A 15,869-nucleotide genomic window follows, 5' to 3' on the forward strand; every position below is an offset into this window, starting at 1 on the left:
GGAAATCTCTTGTGTCACTTTGGCATCAAGCGTCTCTGGGCGGGGTTTCTTGTCGGTGGCCGTGTCTAGTTTGACGGTATGAGTTCTGGCGGTGGGGATCGGGAGGCGATCGCGGCGGCGTTCGATGCCGCCGAGGCCGCGCTCGACTCGGTGGCCGCCCTGGACTGCGACGCGTTGACCACCCCGGAATGGCTGGCCTGGCTGGCGCGCTGCGAGCGGCTGCGCCGGCGCCTGCCCGCCCTCGAACACCAACCGATCAACCACTTGGCCCGCCAGGCCACCCCCGAAGAACTCGGCGGCAAACTCTCCCACGCGATCGCCGAAGCGACGTTGATCAGCCGCGCCGAGGCGGGGCGACGGGTACGCGAGGCCGCCGACCTCGGACCACGCCGTGGCCTGACCGGTGAGCCGTTGGCGCCGGTGCTGGCGGCCACCGCCGCCGCGCAGCGCGACGGCACGCTCGGTGCCGGGCAGGTGGCGGTGATCCGCGGGTTTTTTCACCGGCTGCCCGGCTGGATCGACCACGGTACCCGCGAACAGGTCGAAGCCGCGCTGGCCGCCCAGGGCACACAATTCCGCCCCGAACAACTCGGCGCGCTGGCCCACACCCTGGCCGAGTGCCTCAATCCCGACGGCACCTACACCGACGCCGACCGCGCGCGCCGCCGCGGCCTGACCCTGGGCAACCAGGGCGCCGACGGCATGTCGCAATTGCGCGGCTGGCTGACCCCCGAGGCCCGCGCCACCCTGGAAGCGGTGTGGGCCAAGCTGGCCGCCCCCGGCATGTGCAACCCGTTCGACGACACCCCGACCGTGGACGGCGCCCCCTCTCAAGAGGCCATCGACGGTGATGCCCGCTCGACCGCTCAGCGTCAGCACGACGCGCTGAACGCGGCGCTGCGCGCCCTGTTGGCCTCGGGCGAACTCGGTCAACACAACGGGCTGCCGGCCGCCATCATCGCGTCCACCACCCTGGCCGAACTCGAAGCCGCCGCCGGGCGCGCCCTGACCGGCGGCGGCACCATCCTGCCCATGAGCGACGTGATCCGCCTGGCCCGCCACGCTCACCACTACCTAGCGATTTTTGACAAGGGCAAGGCCGTGGCGCTCTACCACACCCGACGGCTTGCCTCGCCCGGACAGCGAATCGTGTTGTATGCGAAGGATCGTGGCTGCACCGCCCCGGGGTGTACCGTGGGCGGCTACTACAGCGAAGTCCACCACATCACCGACTACGCCACCTGCCACACCACCGACGTCAACGACCTCACCTTCGGCTGCGGCCCCCACCACCGCCTACTTCAACCCGGCGGCTGGACCACCCGCCGACGCCACAACGGCGACACCGAATGGATCCCACCCCCGCACCTCGACCGCGGCCAACCCCGCACCAACACCTACTGGCACCCCGAAAAACTCCTCCGCGATGGGGACGATGAGGAGAACGACGAGGACGAGGACGAGGACGACAGCTCGGGGGCGGCATGACACCCGCGCTATAGCAGCTTGATCTGTCCGGGCTCCGGCTCGGCCGGCTGCAGCAACTCCGGGCCGTTGTTGCGGACGCTGTTGACCAACGTCGACACCTGCCGCATCTCGATGGCGCCCGCGTCCGGCGGGCGGGCCAGGAATTCGGGATCCAGCTCGGCGTCCGGATTCAGCCACGTGTCCCAATCGGCCTCGGCGAGCATCAGCGGCATCCGGTCGTGGATCTCGGCGAGCTCGCCCACCGCGTCGGTGGTGATGATCGTGCAACTCAGCAGCGGCGCAGCGTCTTTCGCGGGCTTCCACACCGACCACAGGCCCGCCGCGAACAACGGCTCGCCGTCGCTGCGGTACATGTAGAACGGCGTCTTGCGCGACTTCTTGCCGCCGTCACCGGAATTGGCGCGCCACTCGTAATAGCCGTCCATCGGCACCAGGCAGCGCTTGCTCTTGGCCGAACCGCGGAAGGCGGGCGAGGTGGTGACCTTGTCGGCCCGGGCGTTGATCAGCAGCGGACCCTTGTTCTCGGGCGTCCCGTCGGGACCGGCCTTGACCCACGGCGGGATCAACCCCCAGCGCATCAGCCGGACCCGCCGGGTCGGCTCGTCGTCGGGCTCGCTGTGGCGGGTCACGACGGTGGCGACGGTGGCCGTCGGAGCCACGTTGTAATTGGGCCGGCCGGTATCGGGCGCGGCCCCGGTGGCCTCGTCGATCGCCTTGATCTTCTCGGCCAGCTTGGCCGGATCCGTCGTGACCGCAAACCGTCCGCACATGACTTCCATGGTGCCTGGTGGCGGTGCCCGGTGGGCAAGTCGTCCGCCGACACGGCAGGATGAAGCACGTGAGCAGCACCGATTCGTGGACGGCCCCGCAGGCGGCCGCGCCGGTGCGCGCGACCGTGACCATTCCCGGGTCGAAATCGCAGACCAACCGGGCGCTGCTGCTCGCGGCGCTGGCGGCCGCACAGGGACAGGGCACGTCCACGGTCAGCGGGGCGCTGCGCAGCCGCGACACCGACCTGATGATCGGTGCGCTGCGCACCCTGGGCCTGTCCGTCGACGGAGCCGGGTCCGAGCTGACCGTCGACGGCCGCATCGACCCCGGTCCCGGCGCCCGCATCGACTGCGGCCTGGCGGGCACGGTGTTGCGTTTCGTTCCGCCGTTGGCGGCGCTGGCCCGCTCGCCGGTGGATTTCGACGGCGACGAGCAGGCCCGCGTCCGGCCCATCGCGCCGCTGCTGGACGCGCTGCGCGGCCTCGGCGTCCGGATCGACGGGGCCGGTCTGCCCTTCCGGGTCCACGGCACCGGATCGGTCGCCGGCGGCACCGTCGAGATCGACGCCTCGGCGTCGTCGCAGTTCGTGTCCGGCCTGCTGCTGTGCGCAGCGTCGTTCAGCGACGGCCTGACCGTGCAGCACACCGGTGCGGCACTGCCGTCGGCGCCGCACATCGCGATGACCGTGCAGATGCTGCGGCAGGCCGGGGTCGACGTCGACGACTCGGTCCCCGACCGCTGGCGGGTGCGTGCCGGCGCGGTCGCGACCCGGCACTGGGAGGTCGAACCCGACCTGACCAACGCCGTCCCGTTCCTGGCCGCCGCCGTGGTCAGCGGCGGAACGGTGCGCATCACCGGCTGGCCCGCGCACAGCGTGCAACCCGCCGGCAACATCCTGGACGTCTTCGCGAAGCTGAATGCCGTTGTCACCCAGACTGATTCGTTCCTGGAAGTGCGCGGCCCGGCGGGTTACGACGGGTTCGACGTCGACCTGCGAGCCACGGGCGAGCTGACGCCATCGGTGGCGGCGCTGGCGGCGCTGGCGAACCCCGGGTCGGTGTCGCGCCTGACCGGCATCGCGCATCTGCGCGGGCATGAGACGGATCGGCTCGCTGCGCTGAGCGCCGAGATCAACCGCCTGGGCGGTGACTGCGCCGAAACCGACGACGGGCTGGTGATCACCGCGACACCGCTGCGGCCGGGCACCTGGCACGCCTACGCCGATCACCGCATGGCGATGGCCGGCGCGATCGTCGGGCTGCGAGTGCCCGGGGTTCGGGTGGACGACATCGGCGCCACCACCAAGACGCTGCCGGAGTTCCCGCAGCTGTGGGCGCGGATGCTGTCCGACGGGGAGCCCGGCGGTTGAGACCCGGCGACTACGACGAGTCCGACGTCAAAGTCCGGTCCGGCAGGGGATCGCGACCGCGGACCAAGACTCGTCCGGTGCACGCCGACGCCGAGGCCGCCATGGTGATCAGCGTCGACCGTGGCCGCTGGGGGTGCGTGCTGGGCGGCCGCCCCGATCGCCGGGTCACCGCCATGCGGGCGCGCGAGCTGGGCCGCACGCCGATCGTCGTCGGCGACGACGTCGACCTGGTCGGCGATCTGTCCGGCCGACCGGACACCCTGGCCCGGATCGTGCGCCGCGGGCCGCGGCGAACGGTGTTGCGGCGCACCGCCGATGACACCGATCCCACCGAGCGCGTGGTCGTCGCCAACGCGGACCAACTCCTGATCGTGGTGGCGATGGCGGACCCGCCGCCGCGCACCGGGCTGGTCGACCGGGCCCTGATCGCCGCCTACGCCGGCGGGCTGACACCGATTCTCTGCCTGACCAAGACCGACCTGGCGCCGCCCGAGCCGTTCGAGCGGCAGTTCGTCGACCTGGACCTGACGGTGGTCGCCGCGGGCCGCGACGATCCGCTGCTCGCGGTGGCGGACCTGCTCGCCGGCAAGATCACGGTCCTGCTCGGCCATTCCGGGGTCGGCAAGTCGACACTGGTGAATCGGCTTGTGCCCGAAGCGGATCGGGCTGTCGGCGAGGTCACCGAGATCGGTCGGGGAAGGCACACCTCCACGCAGTCGGTGGCGCTGCCGTTGGAGGGCTCCGGCTGGGTGATCGACACCCCGGGCATCCGTTCGTTCGGGTTGGCCCACATTCACCCCGACGACGTGCTGATGGCGTTCTCGGATCTGGCCGACGCGATCGAGGACTGCCCGCGCGGCTGCGGCCACCTTGGGCCGCCCGCCGACCCTGAATGCGCGCTGGACACGCTGTCCGGTCCCGCCGTTCGCCGCGTCGCGGCGGCCCGGCGGCTGCTGGCGGTGCTCAACCAGACTTGACCAGGCGCATGCCGAGCTCGTCGGGACGCACCAAATGCCCCTTGCGGCAGCGGATTTCCACGCCCGCCTGTGCCCCGCAGCCCTGATGGACCAGCCGCAGGCGATTGTGGCCCGGCAGGTGGTTTCTGCCCCACTCGAACATCGCCCAGACCACCGGCATGAAGTCGATGCCGGCATCGGTGAGGACGTACTCGTCGCGGCTGCGCTGCCCCGGCTCGCGGTAGGGCCGGCGCTCCAGCAGCCCGAGCTCGACCAGTTCGGCCAGCCGCGCGGACGTCGCGGCCTTGGTGATGCCGACGCGGCGGGCGAAGTCGTCGAACCGGGTGGTGCCGTAGTACGCCTCGCGCATGATGAGCATCGCTGATTTGGTGCCGAGCACCGACATGGTCTTTTCGATCGCACATTGGCCGACCGCCGACCACTTGTCCCGGTCGGCCAGCGGGCCCTGCAGGAATGTCACGCAAATCACCTCCTTGTCTGGGTTGCATTCAGCATACCTAGGTGTTTATCTGGGTATAGATATGGATACCTAGCTTCGGGACTCAAGGAGGAGCCATGAACCGTGACGCTGTCATCGTCGGTGCCGTCCGCACACCCGTCGGCAAGGGCAAGGCCGGCGGCGCCTTGCACGACGTGCTGCCCGCCGACCTGCTGGCCCACAGCCTGCGTGAGCTGGTGGCGCGCACCGGCGTGGACCCGGCTCAAATCGACGACGTCATCGCCGGTGCCGTCACCCAGGTCGGCGATCAGGCGGTCAACATCGCGCGCAATGCGTTGCTGGGCGCCGGATTCCCGGAGTCGGTTCCCGGCGTGACCGTCGACCGCCAGTGCGGCAGCAGCCAGCAGGCGATCAGCTTCGCGGCGCAGGGCGTGCTCGCCGGCGCGTACGACCTCGTCATCGCCGGTGGCGTGGAGTCGATGAGCCGGGTTCCGATGGGCAGTGCCGTGCTGCCCGGAAGCAACCCGTTCGGCCACGACATGAGCGGGCGCTACCCCGACGGCCTTGTGCCACAGGGCATCAGCGCCGAGCTGATCGCGGCGAAGTGGGGCTTTTCGCGCACCCAGCTCGACGAGTTTTCGGCCTCCAGCCATGAAAAGGCGGCCCGCGCCACCAAGGATGGCCTCTTCGACGACGAGCTGATCCCGATCGCCGGGCTGGAGACCGACGAGAGCGTCCGGCCCGCCACCACCGTGGAGACCCTGGCCGGGTTGCAGCCGTCGTTCTACAGTGAAGTGGCCAAAGAGCGCTTCCCGCAAATCAATTGGTTGATCACCGCCGGCAATTCCTCGCCGTTGTCGGACGGCAGCGCCGCGGTCCTGATCACCACGAGCGAGGTCGCCGCCAAGCTGGGCCTGCGCCCGCTGGCCCGGATCCACACCGCGACCGTGGCGGGTTCCGATCCGCTCTACATGCTGACCGGCATCATCCCCGCCACCGAGAAGGTGCTGCGCCGCGCCGGCCTGACGCTGGCCGACATCGACGTGTTCGAGGTGAACGAGGCGTTCGCGCCCGTCGTGCTGGCGTGGGCGCAGGACACCGGGGCGGATCTGGCCAAGACCAACGTCAACGGCGGGGCCATCGCGATCGGCCATCCGCTGGGGGCCAGCGGCGCTCGGATCATGACCACGCTGGTCAACGCGTTGGAGCAGCGCGGCGGCCGGTACGGCCTGCAGACGATGTGCGAGGGCGGCGGCATGGCCAATGCGACCATCATCGAGCGGTTGTGAGTCGGCCAATGTCTTCTCACACCACCTCGAACATCTTGGTCGTCGGCGGCACCGGAGCCCAGGGCATGCCCGTCATCCGCGCGCTCGTCGCCGACAAGAAATACTCGGTTCGGTTCCTCACCCGCGACGCCGGCAGCCGGCGAGCCAGGGAACTGCTTGATCTCGAAAACGTCTCCGCCGTCGAGGGATCCTTCGCCGACGAAGCGACGCTGCGTGAGGGATTCCGCGGTTGCGACGGAGCATTTGTCAACGTCGACGGGTTCAATACCGGCGAGAAGAGCGAGATCTATTGGGCGATCCGCAGTTACGAGATCGCCATCGAAGAAGGAATCAAATTCTTCGTGTACGGAAACCTGGACTACGGCCTCAAGAAGGCCGGGTATGATTCTCGGTTCCGCACCGGCCACTATGACGGCAAAGGCCGGGTCGGCGAGTGGATTCTGTTCCAGAATCAGGCGAATCGCGATCGGATGGGCGCGGCGCTGTTCACCTCGGGCCCCTACATCGAGATGGTGATCTCGCCGGGTACGCCGATGACGCCCACCGTGGAGGACGGCGTCCTGACGTGGCGTGTTCCGCTCGGTGACGGGGCGGTGACGCACGTGTCGCTCGAGGATTGCGGTTACTACGTGCGTTGGCTTTTCGACCATCCGGAGCGCGCGAACGGCATGGACCTCGAGGTCGCTGTCGACGATATCGCCTACGCCGATCTCGCCGCGGCGTTCGAGAAGGTCACCGGGCATCCGGCGCGGTACATCGACACCGACCTGGAGACGTACTGGCGGAACGGCCCGCTGAGCGTCATCGCCGACGCGCCCGCGGGGTACAACGCCGAGCGAAAAGACAAGAGCACCATGCACGTACGCGACAACTTCACCGGCTTCTGGAATCTCTGGAAATACCGAGTGATCAAACGGGATTACGCGCTGCTCGATGAGATCCACCCGAACCGGATCAGAAGTGCCGAGGAGTGGTTCGAGCGTCAAGATCAACGCGCACGGGAGCTGGGTTGGGGCGGCCTTTGGGAGCAGATCCAGCCGGAGAATCGGACGCCGATACTCAAGATCGGCGAGGACCAGCGGCAAGGGAAGCTGTAGCCGACGATGTCCGCCTCACGTGAGACCCGCTTCGACGGGGTGCGGGTGCGCTACGACAGCGCGAAAAGCTACGACGAGTTGTTGCCGCGCTGCTGGTCGACGTCGGCGACTACCCGGTCCCGATCAACGACATCGCGATCAGCTCCGACAGTTGGCGGCGATTGATGCCTATCTGGAGGCGTGGCCGATAAGTCGGTAGGCGGCTAGCCCATGACCCGCAATTACCCAGCGCGGCAGAGGAACTCAGAGCCAGCCGGTGCGGGCGGCGGCAACCGACTCAGCGGGTGCCGGGGCCAACGTCCCGTCGCGCACACCGTCGAGCATCCGTTTCACGGCGGCGACGATCTCCGGGGCCGCCGCAGCCAGACCCTTCCGGTCGACGTCGGTGACCTCGTCGGCGCCGAGGCCCGCCCTGGCCAGCACGGCGTCCGGGTCGGCCAGCTGATCCGCCAGCCAGGCGATCGGGTCGGCCGACAGCTCGGGAACGAAATGCCGCCGTCCGGGTTCCCAACCATCGAAACGAGGATGATGATGGGCCCGGTCCAGCGTCCCGGGCGGGCTCTCGGTGGATCCGAACAGGTCCACCCGCCACACCGGGCGGTTGAAGGCGATCGGGACCCCGGCATATATCGATCCCTGGGGCTCGGCCCGGTCGATGAGGCGAAGTTCCAGCCTGACTCCCCGCTCCGGGGTCTCCTGACCGGCGAGCGGGTTCGGGTCGACGAAGTACATGTCCCCGACGACCACACCCAGGGCTTCGAATCCGAACGCTGCGAGCATCGCGCACCCCTTCCTCGTACCTTCCCGAGCGTAAACCCAGGCGGATGCGTGGCGCGGCGCGGCCGTCGCGCCGAAAGTGTTCTCAGGGCGAGAAATCGGCCAAAATCTCGCCGTGAGTGCACGCTCGGCGAAGGGATGGAATGTAACCCAGGGGGTAGAAGGTAAACCTAGGGGGCGCCGTGCGCCGAGCGTGAAGCTGTTGCGAATTTCGGCGTGGGATCTCGCAACCAGTTCACGCTCGGCGAAGGGGTGGCGGCGCAAGGGCTTTGGGCGGCGACGAAAGCGGAAGGCTCAGGCCGCCAGGCCGTCGTCGGCGTCGCGGGCGGCGGCCTTCGCGGCCCGCCTGTCGCGCCGCCAGCCCCGCACCGCGGCAATCGCCGACTTCAGCCCGCGCCGCCGGCCGGTCGCCGGATCGGTACCGGCGAAGCCGGGCTCGAGCTCCGCGAACATCCGCTCGCTGCGGGTCTCCGGCGCGTTGTCGGCGTCGTCCACCAGGTACTTGTTGGGCAGCGACAGCTTGGCCAGCGTCCGCCACGTCTTGCCGTACTGAACGAGGAATGAGCCTGTGGTGTAGGGCAAGTCGTACTTGTCGCAGACGGCGCGCACCCGCACCGAGATCTCGTGCAGCCGGTTGCTCGGCAGGTCGGGGTACAGGTGGTGCTCGATCTGGTGGCACAGGTTGCCACTCATGAACCGCAGCACCGGCCCGGCCTCGAAGTTGGCGCTGCCCAGCATTTGGCGCAGGTACCACTGGCCCTTGGTTTCACCGATCATGTCGGTCTTGGTGAATTTCTCTGCGCCATCGGGGAAATGGCCGCAGAAGATGACGGCGTTGGCCCACACGTTGCGGATGACGTTGGCGACCGCGTTGGCCTTCAACGTCGACGTGAAGGTCGCGCCGGGCGACAGCGAGGTCAGCGCCGGGAACGCGACGTAGTCCTTGAACACCTGCCTGCCGGCCTTGGCCAGGAACTCGTCGATCCGCTGGCGGGCGTCCTCGTTGTCCATCCGCTTCTTGAGGATCTTGCCGATCTCCACGTGCTGCAGGCCGACGCCCCATTCAAAGAGCAACGCCAGCAACGTGTTCCACACCAGGTTGAAGAAGTTGAACCTCTTCCAGCGCTGGTCCCGGGTGACGCGCAGCATGCCGTAGCCGACGTCGTCGTCCATCCCGAGGATGTTGGTGTACTTGTGGTGCACGAAGTTGTGCGTGTAGCGCCAGTGCTTGGACGATCCGCTCATGTCCCACTCCCACGTCGAGGAGTGAATCTCCGGGTCGTTCATCCAGTCCCACTGGCCGTGCATGACGTTGTGGCCGATCTCCATGTTCTCGACGATCTTGGCCACGCCCAAGGTGATGGTGCCCGCCCACCACGCCGAACGCCGTGAGCCGGCGGCCAGCAGCAGCCGGCCGGCCACCTCCAGCGCGCGCTGCGCCGCGATGGTGCGACGGATGTAGCGGGCGTCCCGCTCACCGCGAGAGTCCTCGATGTCCTGCCGTATCGCGTCCAACTCGACGGCCAGGCTTTCGATATCGGCGTCCGTGAGATGTGCGAATGCGTCGACGTCTGTGATCGCCATCGTCTCCACCTCCCTGCGGTCGTTGTCCCGTCCGTACCTACGCTATCGTAACCTACGATTCCGTAGGTTACCTGTGAGTAGCCTTTAGATGTCGATCACGCAATCACCCGAAGCGGCGGAAATACACGTCTGAACCCGGGTCCCGGGATCGTGTTCGGCGCCGGTTCGCAGGTCGCGAACGTGGCCTTCCACCAGGCTAACCACGCACGACTGGCAGATGCCCATGCGGCAGCCGAAGGGCATCTGCACCCCGGCGCCCTCACCCGCGTCCATCAGCGACGTCGCGGCATCGGCGGCGACGGAGCGGCCGCTGCGGGCGAACGTCACGGTCCCGCCGGCGCCGGCGGGGGCGGCCCTGGGCACCGCGAAGCGCTCCAGGTGCAACCGGTCGCGAATGCCCGCCGCCGACCAGACCCGCTCGGCGTGGTTCAGCAGGCCCTCCGGGCCGCAGGCCCAGGTCTGACGTTCCCGCCAGTCGGGCACCTCCTGATCGAGCGAACCGAGGTCGAGCCGGCCCTGCCTGCGGGTCTCGCGCACCTGCAGGCGATAGCCCGGCCGGTCGGCCGCCAGCGCACTCAGCTCGGTGCCGAACATCATCTCGGATCGGGTGGGTGCCGAATGCAGGTGCGCGATGTCGGTGATCTGGTCGCGGCGCGCCAGCGTGCGCAGCATCGACATCACCGGCGTGATCCCCGACCCGGCGGTGAGGAACAGGATCGACGGCGGCGCGGGGTCGGGCAGCACGAAATTCCCCTGCGGCGCGGCCAGCCGCACGATGGTCCCCGGTTCGACGCCGCCCACCAGGTGGCTGGACAGGAAGCCCTCGGGCATCGCCTTGACGGTGACGGTCACCGTGCGCGCCGACGCCGAGGTCAAGGGGCTCGACGTCAGCGAATACGACCGCCAGCGCCAGCGCCCGTCCACCAGCAGGCCGATCCCCATGTACTGACCCGGCTGATAGTCGAAGCTGAACCCCCAGCCCGGTTTGATCACCAGCGTCGCGGAGTCCTCGGTCTCGCGTCGGACGTCGAGGATCCGGCCCCGCAGCTCCCGCGCCGACCACAGCGGATTGGCCAGGTGCAGGTAGTCGTCGGGCAGCAGCGGCGTGGTGATGCGCGCGGCGAGCTTGCGCAGCGCGTGCCAGCCGGGGTGCCGCTCCGCCCCGACGACGGTGGGGCGTTTGGTCTCCACCACGTTGGCGGCGATCGATGCTTGCTGCTTGCTCATAGGAAGCTCCTGCTCATGGCGCGGGTTTGGCTTCCGCTCACGTTGAGGGCGGGTACACAGCCCATCACAAGAAGCTACGGTACCGTAACCTACGCAACCGTATCCAGGCTCGCGGGCGGCGAATGCGTCACAACTTCGGCCAGATTCGCGTCGGATTCGAGTCAGAGCAGGTCGAGCAGGAAAGGCAGCTCCTGGTTGGCGTACCAGGCCAGGTCGTGGTCCTGGGCGTCGCCGACGATCAGGTCGGCGTCCTCGTCACCCAGGTCGGCGGCGTCGATGGCCGCGATGGCCTTGGTGATGGCCTCCTCCGCGCCGGCGGTGTCGACGTATGCGGCGATCACCTGGTCGATCTCGACGGGTCCGCTCAGCCTGACGACGGCGTCGTCCAGGTCGGGCCGGAGCTGAACGTCACCGACCTCTGCGGACAGCACCGCGCGCCGCGGGCGCACCGGCTGGTCGGCTCCCTCGGCGTGCTGGGTCGCCAGCAGGCGCAGCGACGCCAGCGCGGCCTCGCGCAGCGCGACGTCGGCGAGCTCGTCGTCGTCACCCTCGGCGTAGGCCTCGCGCAACCTCGGCGTCACCGCGAACGCGGTGCCGTTGACCGGCCGCAACGAGCCGTCGGCGACGAGTTGCTGCAGCATCGCCAGCGTGGCCGGGATGTAGACCCGCATCATCCGATCAGCGTGGCCGCGTAGTCGTCCACGTACGTGGACAGCTCACGCGACGGGCGGCGGTAGTTGCCGCTGACCAACGGGTGCTTGGGCAGGTTCACCTTGGGCCGCTCCACGTCGGTGTACTCGATCGTGGACAGCAGGTGGTGCATCATGTTGAGCCGCGCGTGCTTCTTGATGTCGGATTCCACGACATACCAAGGGCTGACGGGGGTGTCGGTGTGCACCATCATCTCGTCCTTGGCGCGCGAATAGTCCTCCCACCGATACAGCGACTCCAGGTCCATCGGGCTCAGTTTCCATTGCCGCACAGGGTCGTTGCGTCGCGCCTTGAACCGGCGCAACTGCTCCTCTACGGAAACCGAGAACCAATACTTGCGCAGCAGGATCCCGTCGTCGATCAACATCTGCTCGAAGATCGGCGTCTGCCGCAAGAACAGGGCATGCTCTTGCGGCGTGCAGAATCCCATCACTTTCTCGACGCCGGCGCGGTTGTACCACGACCGGTCGAAGAGCACGATCTCCCCCTTGGCGGGCAGATGGGCGATGTAGCGCTGGAAGTACCACTGGCCGCGTTCCCGGTCGCTCGGCGAGGGCAGCGCCGCGATGCTGGCCACCCGGGGGTTGAGATATTCGGTGATCCGTTTGATGGCACCGCCCTTGCCCGCCCCGTCGCGACCCTCGAAGATGACCACGACGCGGGCGCCGCAGTGCCGCACCCACTCCTGCAATTTCACGAATTCCGTTTGCAGCCGGAACAATTCGGCTTGATAGACCTCGTTGGAGATCTTGCGCACGGCCCGCGAGCCCGATTTCTCTTTGCTCGCCTTCGCCTTCGCCGATGCGTCGTTGTTCGTAACAGTGCTCACATCACGAATGCTATATCCACACAGCGATTTCGACTGCTTTACCGGGAAGCTTCCAGAAGCTCTTCGAGTGCTTGATTCAGCAGCCCAGGCAGCAGGTCGACATCGCTCATCGCATCGCGGTCGGCATTGATCCCGAAATACAGCATGCCGTTGTAGGACGTCACGCTGATGGCCAGCGCCTGGTTGTGCAGCAGCGGGGGCACGGCATAGGTCTCCAGGAGTTTGGTGCCGGCCACATACATCTGCGACTGGGCGCCGGGGGCGTTGGTGATCAGCAGGTTGAACTGGCGCGCGGGAAATCCGGCGGCGACGCGGATGCCCATGGCGTGCAGGGTGGGCGGCGCGAACCCCGACAGCGTGACGATGGTTCGCGCGTCGACCAGGCTGGCGGCCGTCGGGTTCGACTCGGTGGCGTGCGCGATCTGCGACAGCCGCACCACGGGGTTGCCCTCCCCCACCGGCAAGTCGACCAGGAACGGGGCGACCTCGCTCATCGTCTGGCCCGGGCCGGTGGAGTCGAGCTGACCGTCGGCGTACACCGACAGCGGCGCCATCGCCCGGATCGTCGCGGTCGGCGCCACCGCCTCACCGCGGGACAGCAGCCAGTTGCCCAGCGCGCCGGCGATCACGGCCAGCACAACGTCGTTGACGTCGCAGTCGTAGCGGGCCCGGATCGTCCGGTAGTCCTCGAGATTGCCGCGGGCGACGGTGAACCGCCGGTTGCGCGAGACCCGGGCGTTGAGCGGGCTGCTGGGTGCGGTGCCGCGCGCCAGCGTGCGCGCGAAATCGACGACGCGGCGACCGGCGTCGAGCAGTTCACCGTAGTTCGTCGCCAGCCCGGCCACCGCGGACCCGACGGCCTGCAGCTGCGCTCCCGGCCCCATGACCCAGTCGCTCAGCGCGCCGAGCACCAGCCGGGTGTTGCCGGGGTCGCGCTCGGGCACCCAGATGTCTTCGGGGAACGGCGGCGGGCGCCGCGACCGGTCGGCGATGACGTGGCCGATCTCCAGCGCGGTCATGCCGTTGATGAGCGCCTGATGGGATTTGGTGTAGAGCGCCACGCGATTCTTGTTCAGGCCCTCGACGAGGTACATCTCCCACAACGGCCGCGACTTGTCGATCGGGCGGGCGGCCAGCCGCGCGATCAGCTCGTGCAGCTGCTCGTCGCTGCCCGGCGATGGCAGCGCCGACTGCCTGACGTGAAAGGTGATGTCGAAGTCGGGATCGTCGATCCACACCGGCCGCGCCATGCCGATCACCTCGCGAACCTTCTGCCGGTAGCGCGGTATCTGGGCGAGCCGCTGCTCGACGGTGGCGAGCAGCGTCTCGTAGCTCAGCCCGGCGCGCGGACGGCGAAGGATGGACAGCGATCCGACGTACATCGGGGTCGCGGTGTTTTCCAACCGGTAGAAGGACGCGTCCGTAGGGGACAACCGGGTCACCATTGCGGCCGTGTGCTCCTTGTCAAATTCGTTGCTGCGCCGACGTACCCGCCCACGGTAATCGCCCGGCTCCCGGCGCGGCATTGCACGGGTACGAGCAGACCGAATTGCGCGACGGCGACGAGCGCCCTAAAAACAATTGTCTGCCCACTCTCCAGCAGGCTCCTGCGTCCGATCGCCGAGTTGGAGAGTGCCCGTTGACCGTTAGCCCCGCCGCGAGCCCGGCCCGGCGCGACGCCTTCGCCGTCACGCCCGTCGTCGAGTACGAGCCCGCAAGCCAAAGCGTGCCGCGGAACGTCGCCCCGTGCCGGCCGGCGTCGCGCCCGGCGCCGCGCCGCGCCGGGCGTGTGCCGCGCCCGGAAGCGGCCCCGCCGCTGTCCCCGTCGATGCGTCAGGCGGCGACCTTCGCGGACGCCGCCCTGCGCCGCGTGCTGGAGGTCATCGACCGGCGCCGGCCGCCGGCCCAGCTGCGGCCGCTGCTGGCGCCGGGCCTGGTCGACACCGTCCTGTCGGTCGGGCGCGCGCCGGCCGGGCGGGCGGGAGCCGCGGTGCTGCGCCGGACGCGGCTGCAACCGGTCGGGCACCCCGCAACCGCGGCCGAGGTCTTCGGCTGCTACAGCCGCGGTGACCGCGTCCACGCGATCGCGTGCCGGGTCGAACGGACCGCGGGCGCGCGATGGCTGGTGGTCGCCCTGCACATCGGGTGAGGGTTAGGCAGCCGGTGCGGCGCCCGCCGGCGACGGGCCGCCGGCGAGGCGGGCCAGCAGCGGCCCCACGATCGCCATGACGAACACATACGACGTCGCCAGCGCGGCCACGCCGTGCACCGAGGTGCCGACCAATCCGATGATGACCAGGGAGAACTCGCCGCGGGCGACGAGCGCCGTGCCCGCCCGCAGCTGCCCGCGGCGCGCCACGCCGTCGCGCCGGGCGGCGAACACCCCGGTGACCACCTTGGTCGCCGCGGTGACGGCGGCCAGCGCGACGGCCACCGGAAGCATCGGAAGCAACTCGTGCGGGTCGACCGACAGGCCGATTGCCAGGAAGAAGATCGCGGCGAACAGATCGCGCAGCGGGCCCAGCACCCGGCGCGCCCGGTCCGCGGTTTCACCGGCCAGGGTGAGCCCCACCAGGAACGCGCCAACGGCGGCCGACGCGTGCAGGGACTCGGCCAGGGCGGCGACGATCAGCGTGACCCCCAGCACCCGCAGCAGCAGTTGCTCGGAATCGGGGTGCGCCACCAGCCGGCCGAAATGATGCCCCCAGTGATACGACGCGGCGAACGCCGCGATCAGCGCGCCGACCGCGAGGATCATGCCGGCGACGGCCTCCACCCAGGTGCCCCCGGACGCCAGGACCGCGAACGGCGGCAGGTAGGCGGCCATCGCGAAATCCTCGAGCACCAGCACCGACAGCACGGCCGGCGTCTCGCGGTTACCGAGCCGGCCGAGGTCCTCCAGCACGCGGGCGATGACGCCCGACGAGGAGATGTAGGTGACGCCGGCCAGCGCCAGGATGGCCACGCCGTCCAGGCCCAGCAGCCAGCCGACCACCGCGCCCGGCGCGGCGTTGAACACCACGTCGACGCCGGCCGACGGCAGATGGTGACGCAGGCTGCTGGCGAATTCGGTTGCCGAGAACTCCAGACCCAGCGTCAGCAGCAGCAGGACGATGCCGATGGGCGCGCCCGTCGCGATGAACTCACCCGCGGCGGCCACCGGCCAGATGCCGCCCTTGCCCAGGGAAAGACCCGCCAGCAGATAAAGCGGTATGGGGGACAACGCGATTCGGCGTGCGACGGTGCCCAGCAGCGCGAGCGCGGCCAGGAGGGCGCCGAGCTGAAAAAGCAGCGCCTCCGAAATCTGCACC

General features: G+C 69.0%; 15 protein-coding genes. 6 read left to right on the forward strand and 9 right to left on the reverse strand.

Annotated features, from left to right (window positions below; translation table 11 throughout):
• The first annotated feature begins 78 nt into the window (after positions 1-78).
• On the forward strand, positions 79-1,488 hold the full coding sequence (locus AC5Y6X_RS22220; protein WP_499989214.1) for an HNH endonuclease signature motif containing protein: 1,410 nt from the start codon (positions 79-81) through the stop codon (positions 1,486-1,488).
• A gap of 8 nt (positions 1,489-1,496) precedes the next feature.
• On the opposite strand, the gene AC5Y6X_RS22225 is transcribed toward AC5Y6X_RS22220, so the two are convergent.
• On the reverse strand, positions 1,497-2,258 hold the full coding sequence (locus AC5Y6X_RS22225) for an SOS response-associated peptidase (RefSeq protein ID WP_499989215.1): 762 nt from the start codon (positions 2,256-2,258) through the stop codon (positions 1,497-1,499).
• Between the two features lie 68 nt (positions 2,259-2,326).
• Between AC5Y6X_RS22225 and aroA the strand changes: the two genes are divergently transcribed.
• Positions 2,327-3,628: a 3-phosphoshikimate 1-carboxyvinyltransferase gene (gene aroA / locus AC5Y6X_RS22230; protein ID WP_499989216.1), complete on the forward strand. Its 1,302-nt coding sequence runs from the start codon at positions 2,327-2,329 to the stop codon at positions 3,626-3,628.
• A complete protein-coding gene (rsgA, locus tag AC5Y6X_RS22235; RefSeq protein WP_499989218.1) occupies positions 3,625-4,605 on the forward strand; it encodes a ribosome small subunit-dependent GTPase A in 981 nt (326 codons plus the stop codon). The genes aroA and rsgA overlap by 4 nt, the downstream gene beginning before the upstream one ends.
• Here the strand turns inward: rsgA and AC5Y6X_RS22240 are convergent.
• On the reverse strand, positions 4,592-5,065 hold the full coding sequence (locus tag AC5Y6X_RS22240; protein WP_324678429.1) for a winged helix-turn-helix transcriptional regulator: 474 nt from the start codon (positions 5,063-5,065) through the stop codon (positions 4,592-4,594). The two genes, rsgA and AC5Y6X_RS22240, sit on opposite strands and share 14 nt — an antisense overlap.
• Positions 5,066-5,160: 95 nt before the next feature.
• Between AC5Y6X_RS22240 and AC5Y6X_RS22245 the strand changes: the two genes are divergently transcribed.
• Together AC5Y6X_RS22245 and AC5Y6X_RS22250 are read left to right on the forward strand one after the other, a co-directional pair.
• Positions 5,161-6,333: a thiolase family protein gene (locus tag AC5Y6X_RS22245; protein WP_499989219.1), complete on the forward strand. Its 1,173-nt coding sequence runs from the start codon at positions 5,161-5,163 to the stop codon at positions 6,331-6,333.
• 8 nt (positions 6,334-6,341) lie between these two features.
• Entirely contained in the window at positions 6,342-7,430 is a 1,089-nt protein-coding gene (locus AC5Y6X_RS22250; protein ID WP_499989221.1) for an NmrA family NAD(P)-binding protein, read from the forward strand.
• A 243-nt stretch (positions 7,431-7,673) separates the two neighbouring features.
• On the opposite strand, the gene AC5Y6X_RS22255 is transcribed toward AC5Y6X_RS22250, so the two are convergent.
• The 6 genes from AC5Y6X_RS22255 to AC5Y6X_RS22280 form a co-directional block, all read right to left on the reverse strand.
• Positions 7,674-8,210, reverse strand: a complete 537-nt coding sequence (locus AC5Y6X_RS22255) for a hypothetical protein (protein ID WP_499989222.1) — start codon at positions 8,208-8,210, stop codon at positions 7,674-7,676.
• Between the two features lie 291 nt (positions 8,211-8,501).
• Positions 8,502-9,791 carry a fatty acid desaturase family protein gene (locus tag AC5Y6X_RS22260; protein ID WP_499989223.1) on the reverse strand — a complete coding sequence of 430 codons (1,290 nt, stop codon included), beginning with the start codon at positions 9,789-9,791 and terminating at the stop codon, positions 8,502-8,504.
• Between the two features lie 84 nt (positions 9,792-9,875).
• Entirely contained in the window at positions 9,876-11,018 is a 1,143-nt protein-coding gene (locus AC5Y6X_RS22265; RefSeq protein ID WP_499989224.1) for a ferredoxin reductase, read from the reverse strand.
• A 161-nt stretch (positions 11,019-11,179) separates the two neighbouring features.
• Complete coding sequence (locus AC5Y6X_RS22270) at positions 11,180-11,692, reverse strand: DUF6912 family protein (protein ID WP_499989225.1); 513 nt, start codon at positions 11,690-11,692, stop codon at positions 11,180-11,182.
• On the reverse strand, positions 11,689-12,558 hold the full coding sequence (gene ppk2, locus AC5Y6X_RS22275; protein ID WP_499989226.1) for a polyphosphate kinase 2: 870 nt from the start codon (positions 12,556-12,558) through the stop codon (positions 11,689-11,691). The genes AC5Y6X_RS22270 and ppk2 overlap by 4 nt, the downstream gene beginning before the upstream one ends.
• Before the next feature lie 38 nt (positions 12,559-12,596).
• Positions 12,597-14,003, reverse strand: coding sequence for a WS/DGAT/MGAT family O-acyltransferase (locus AC5Y6X_RS22280; protein ID WP_499989229.1), 1,407 nt, complete (start codon positions 14,001-14,003; stop codon positions 12,597-12,599).
• Between the two features lie 194 nt (positions 14,004-14,197).
• Here AC5Y6X_RS22280 and AC5Y6X_RS22285 point away from each other — a divergent pair, with 194 nt between their 5' ends.
• Complete coding sequence (locus AC5Y6X_RS22285; protein WP_499989232.1) at positions 14,198-14,707, forward strand: Rv3235 family protein; 510 nt, start codon at positions 14,198-14,200, stop codon at positions 14,705-14,707.
• 3 nt (positions 14,708-14,710) lie between these two features.
• Here AC5Y6X_RS22285 and AC5Y6X_RS22290 read toward each other — a convergent pair whose 3' ends face one another.
• Positions 14,711-15,868 carry a cation:proton antiporter gene (locus tag AC5Y6X_RS22290; RefSeq protein ID WP_499989234.1) on the reverse strand — a complete coding sequence of 386 codons (1,158 nt, stop codon included), beginning with the start codon at positions 15,866-15,868 and terminating at the stop codon, positions 14,711-14,713.
• Position 15,869: the final 1 nt, after the last annotated feature.

The organism is Mycobacterium sp. NGS26 (genome assembly GCF_059813025.1).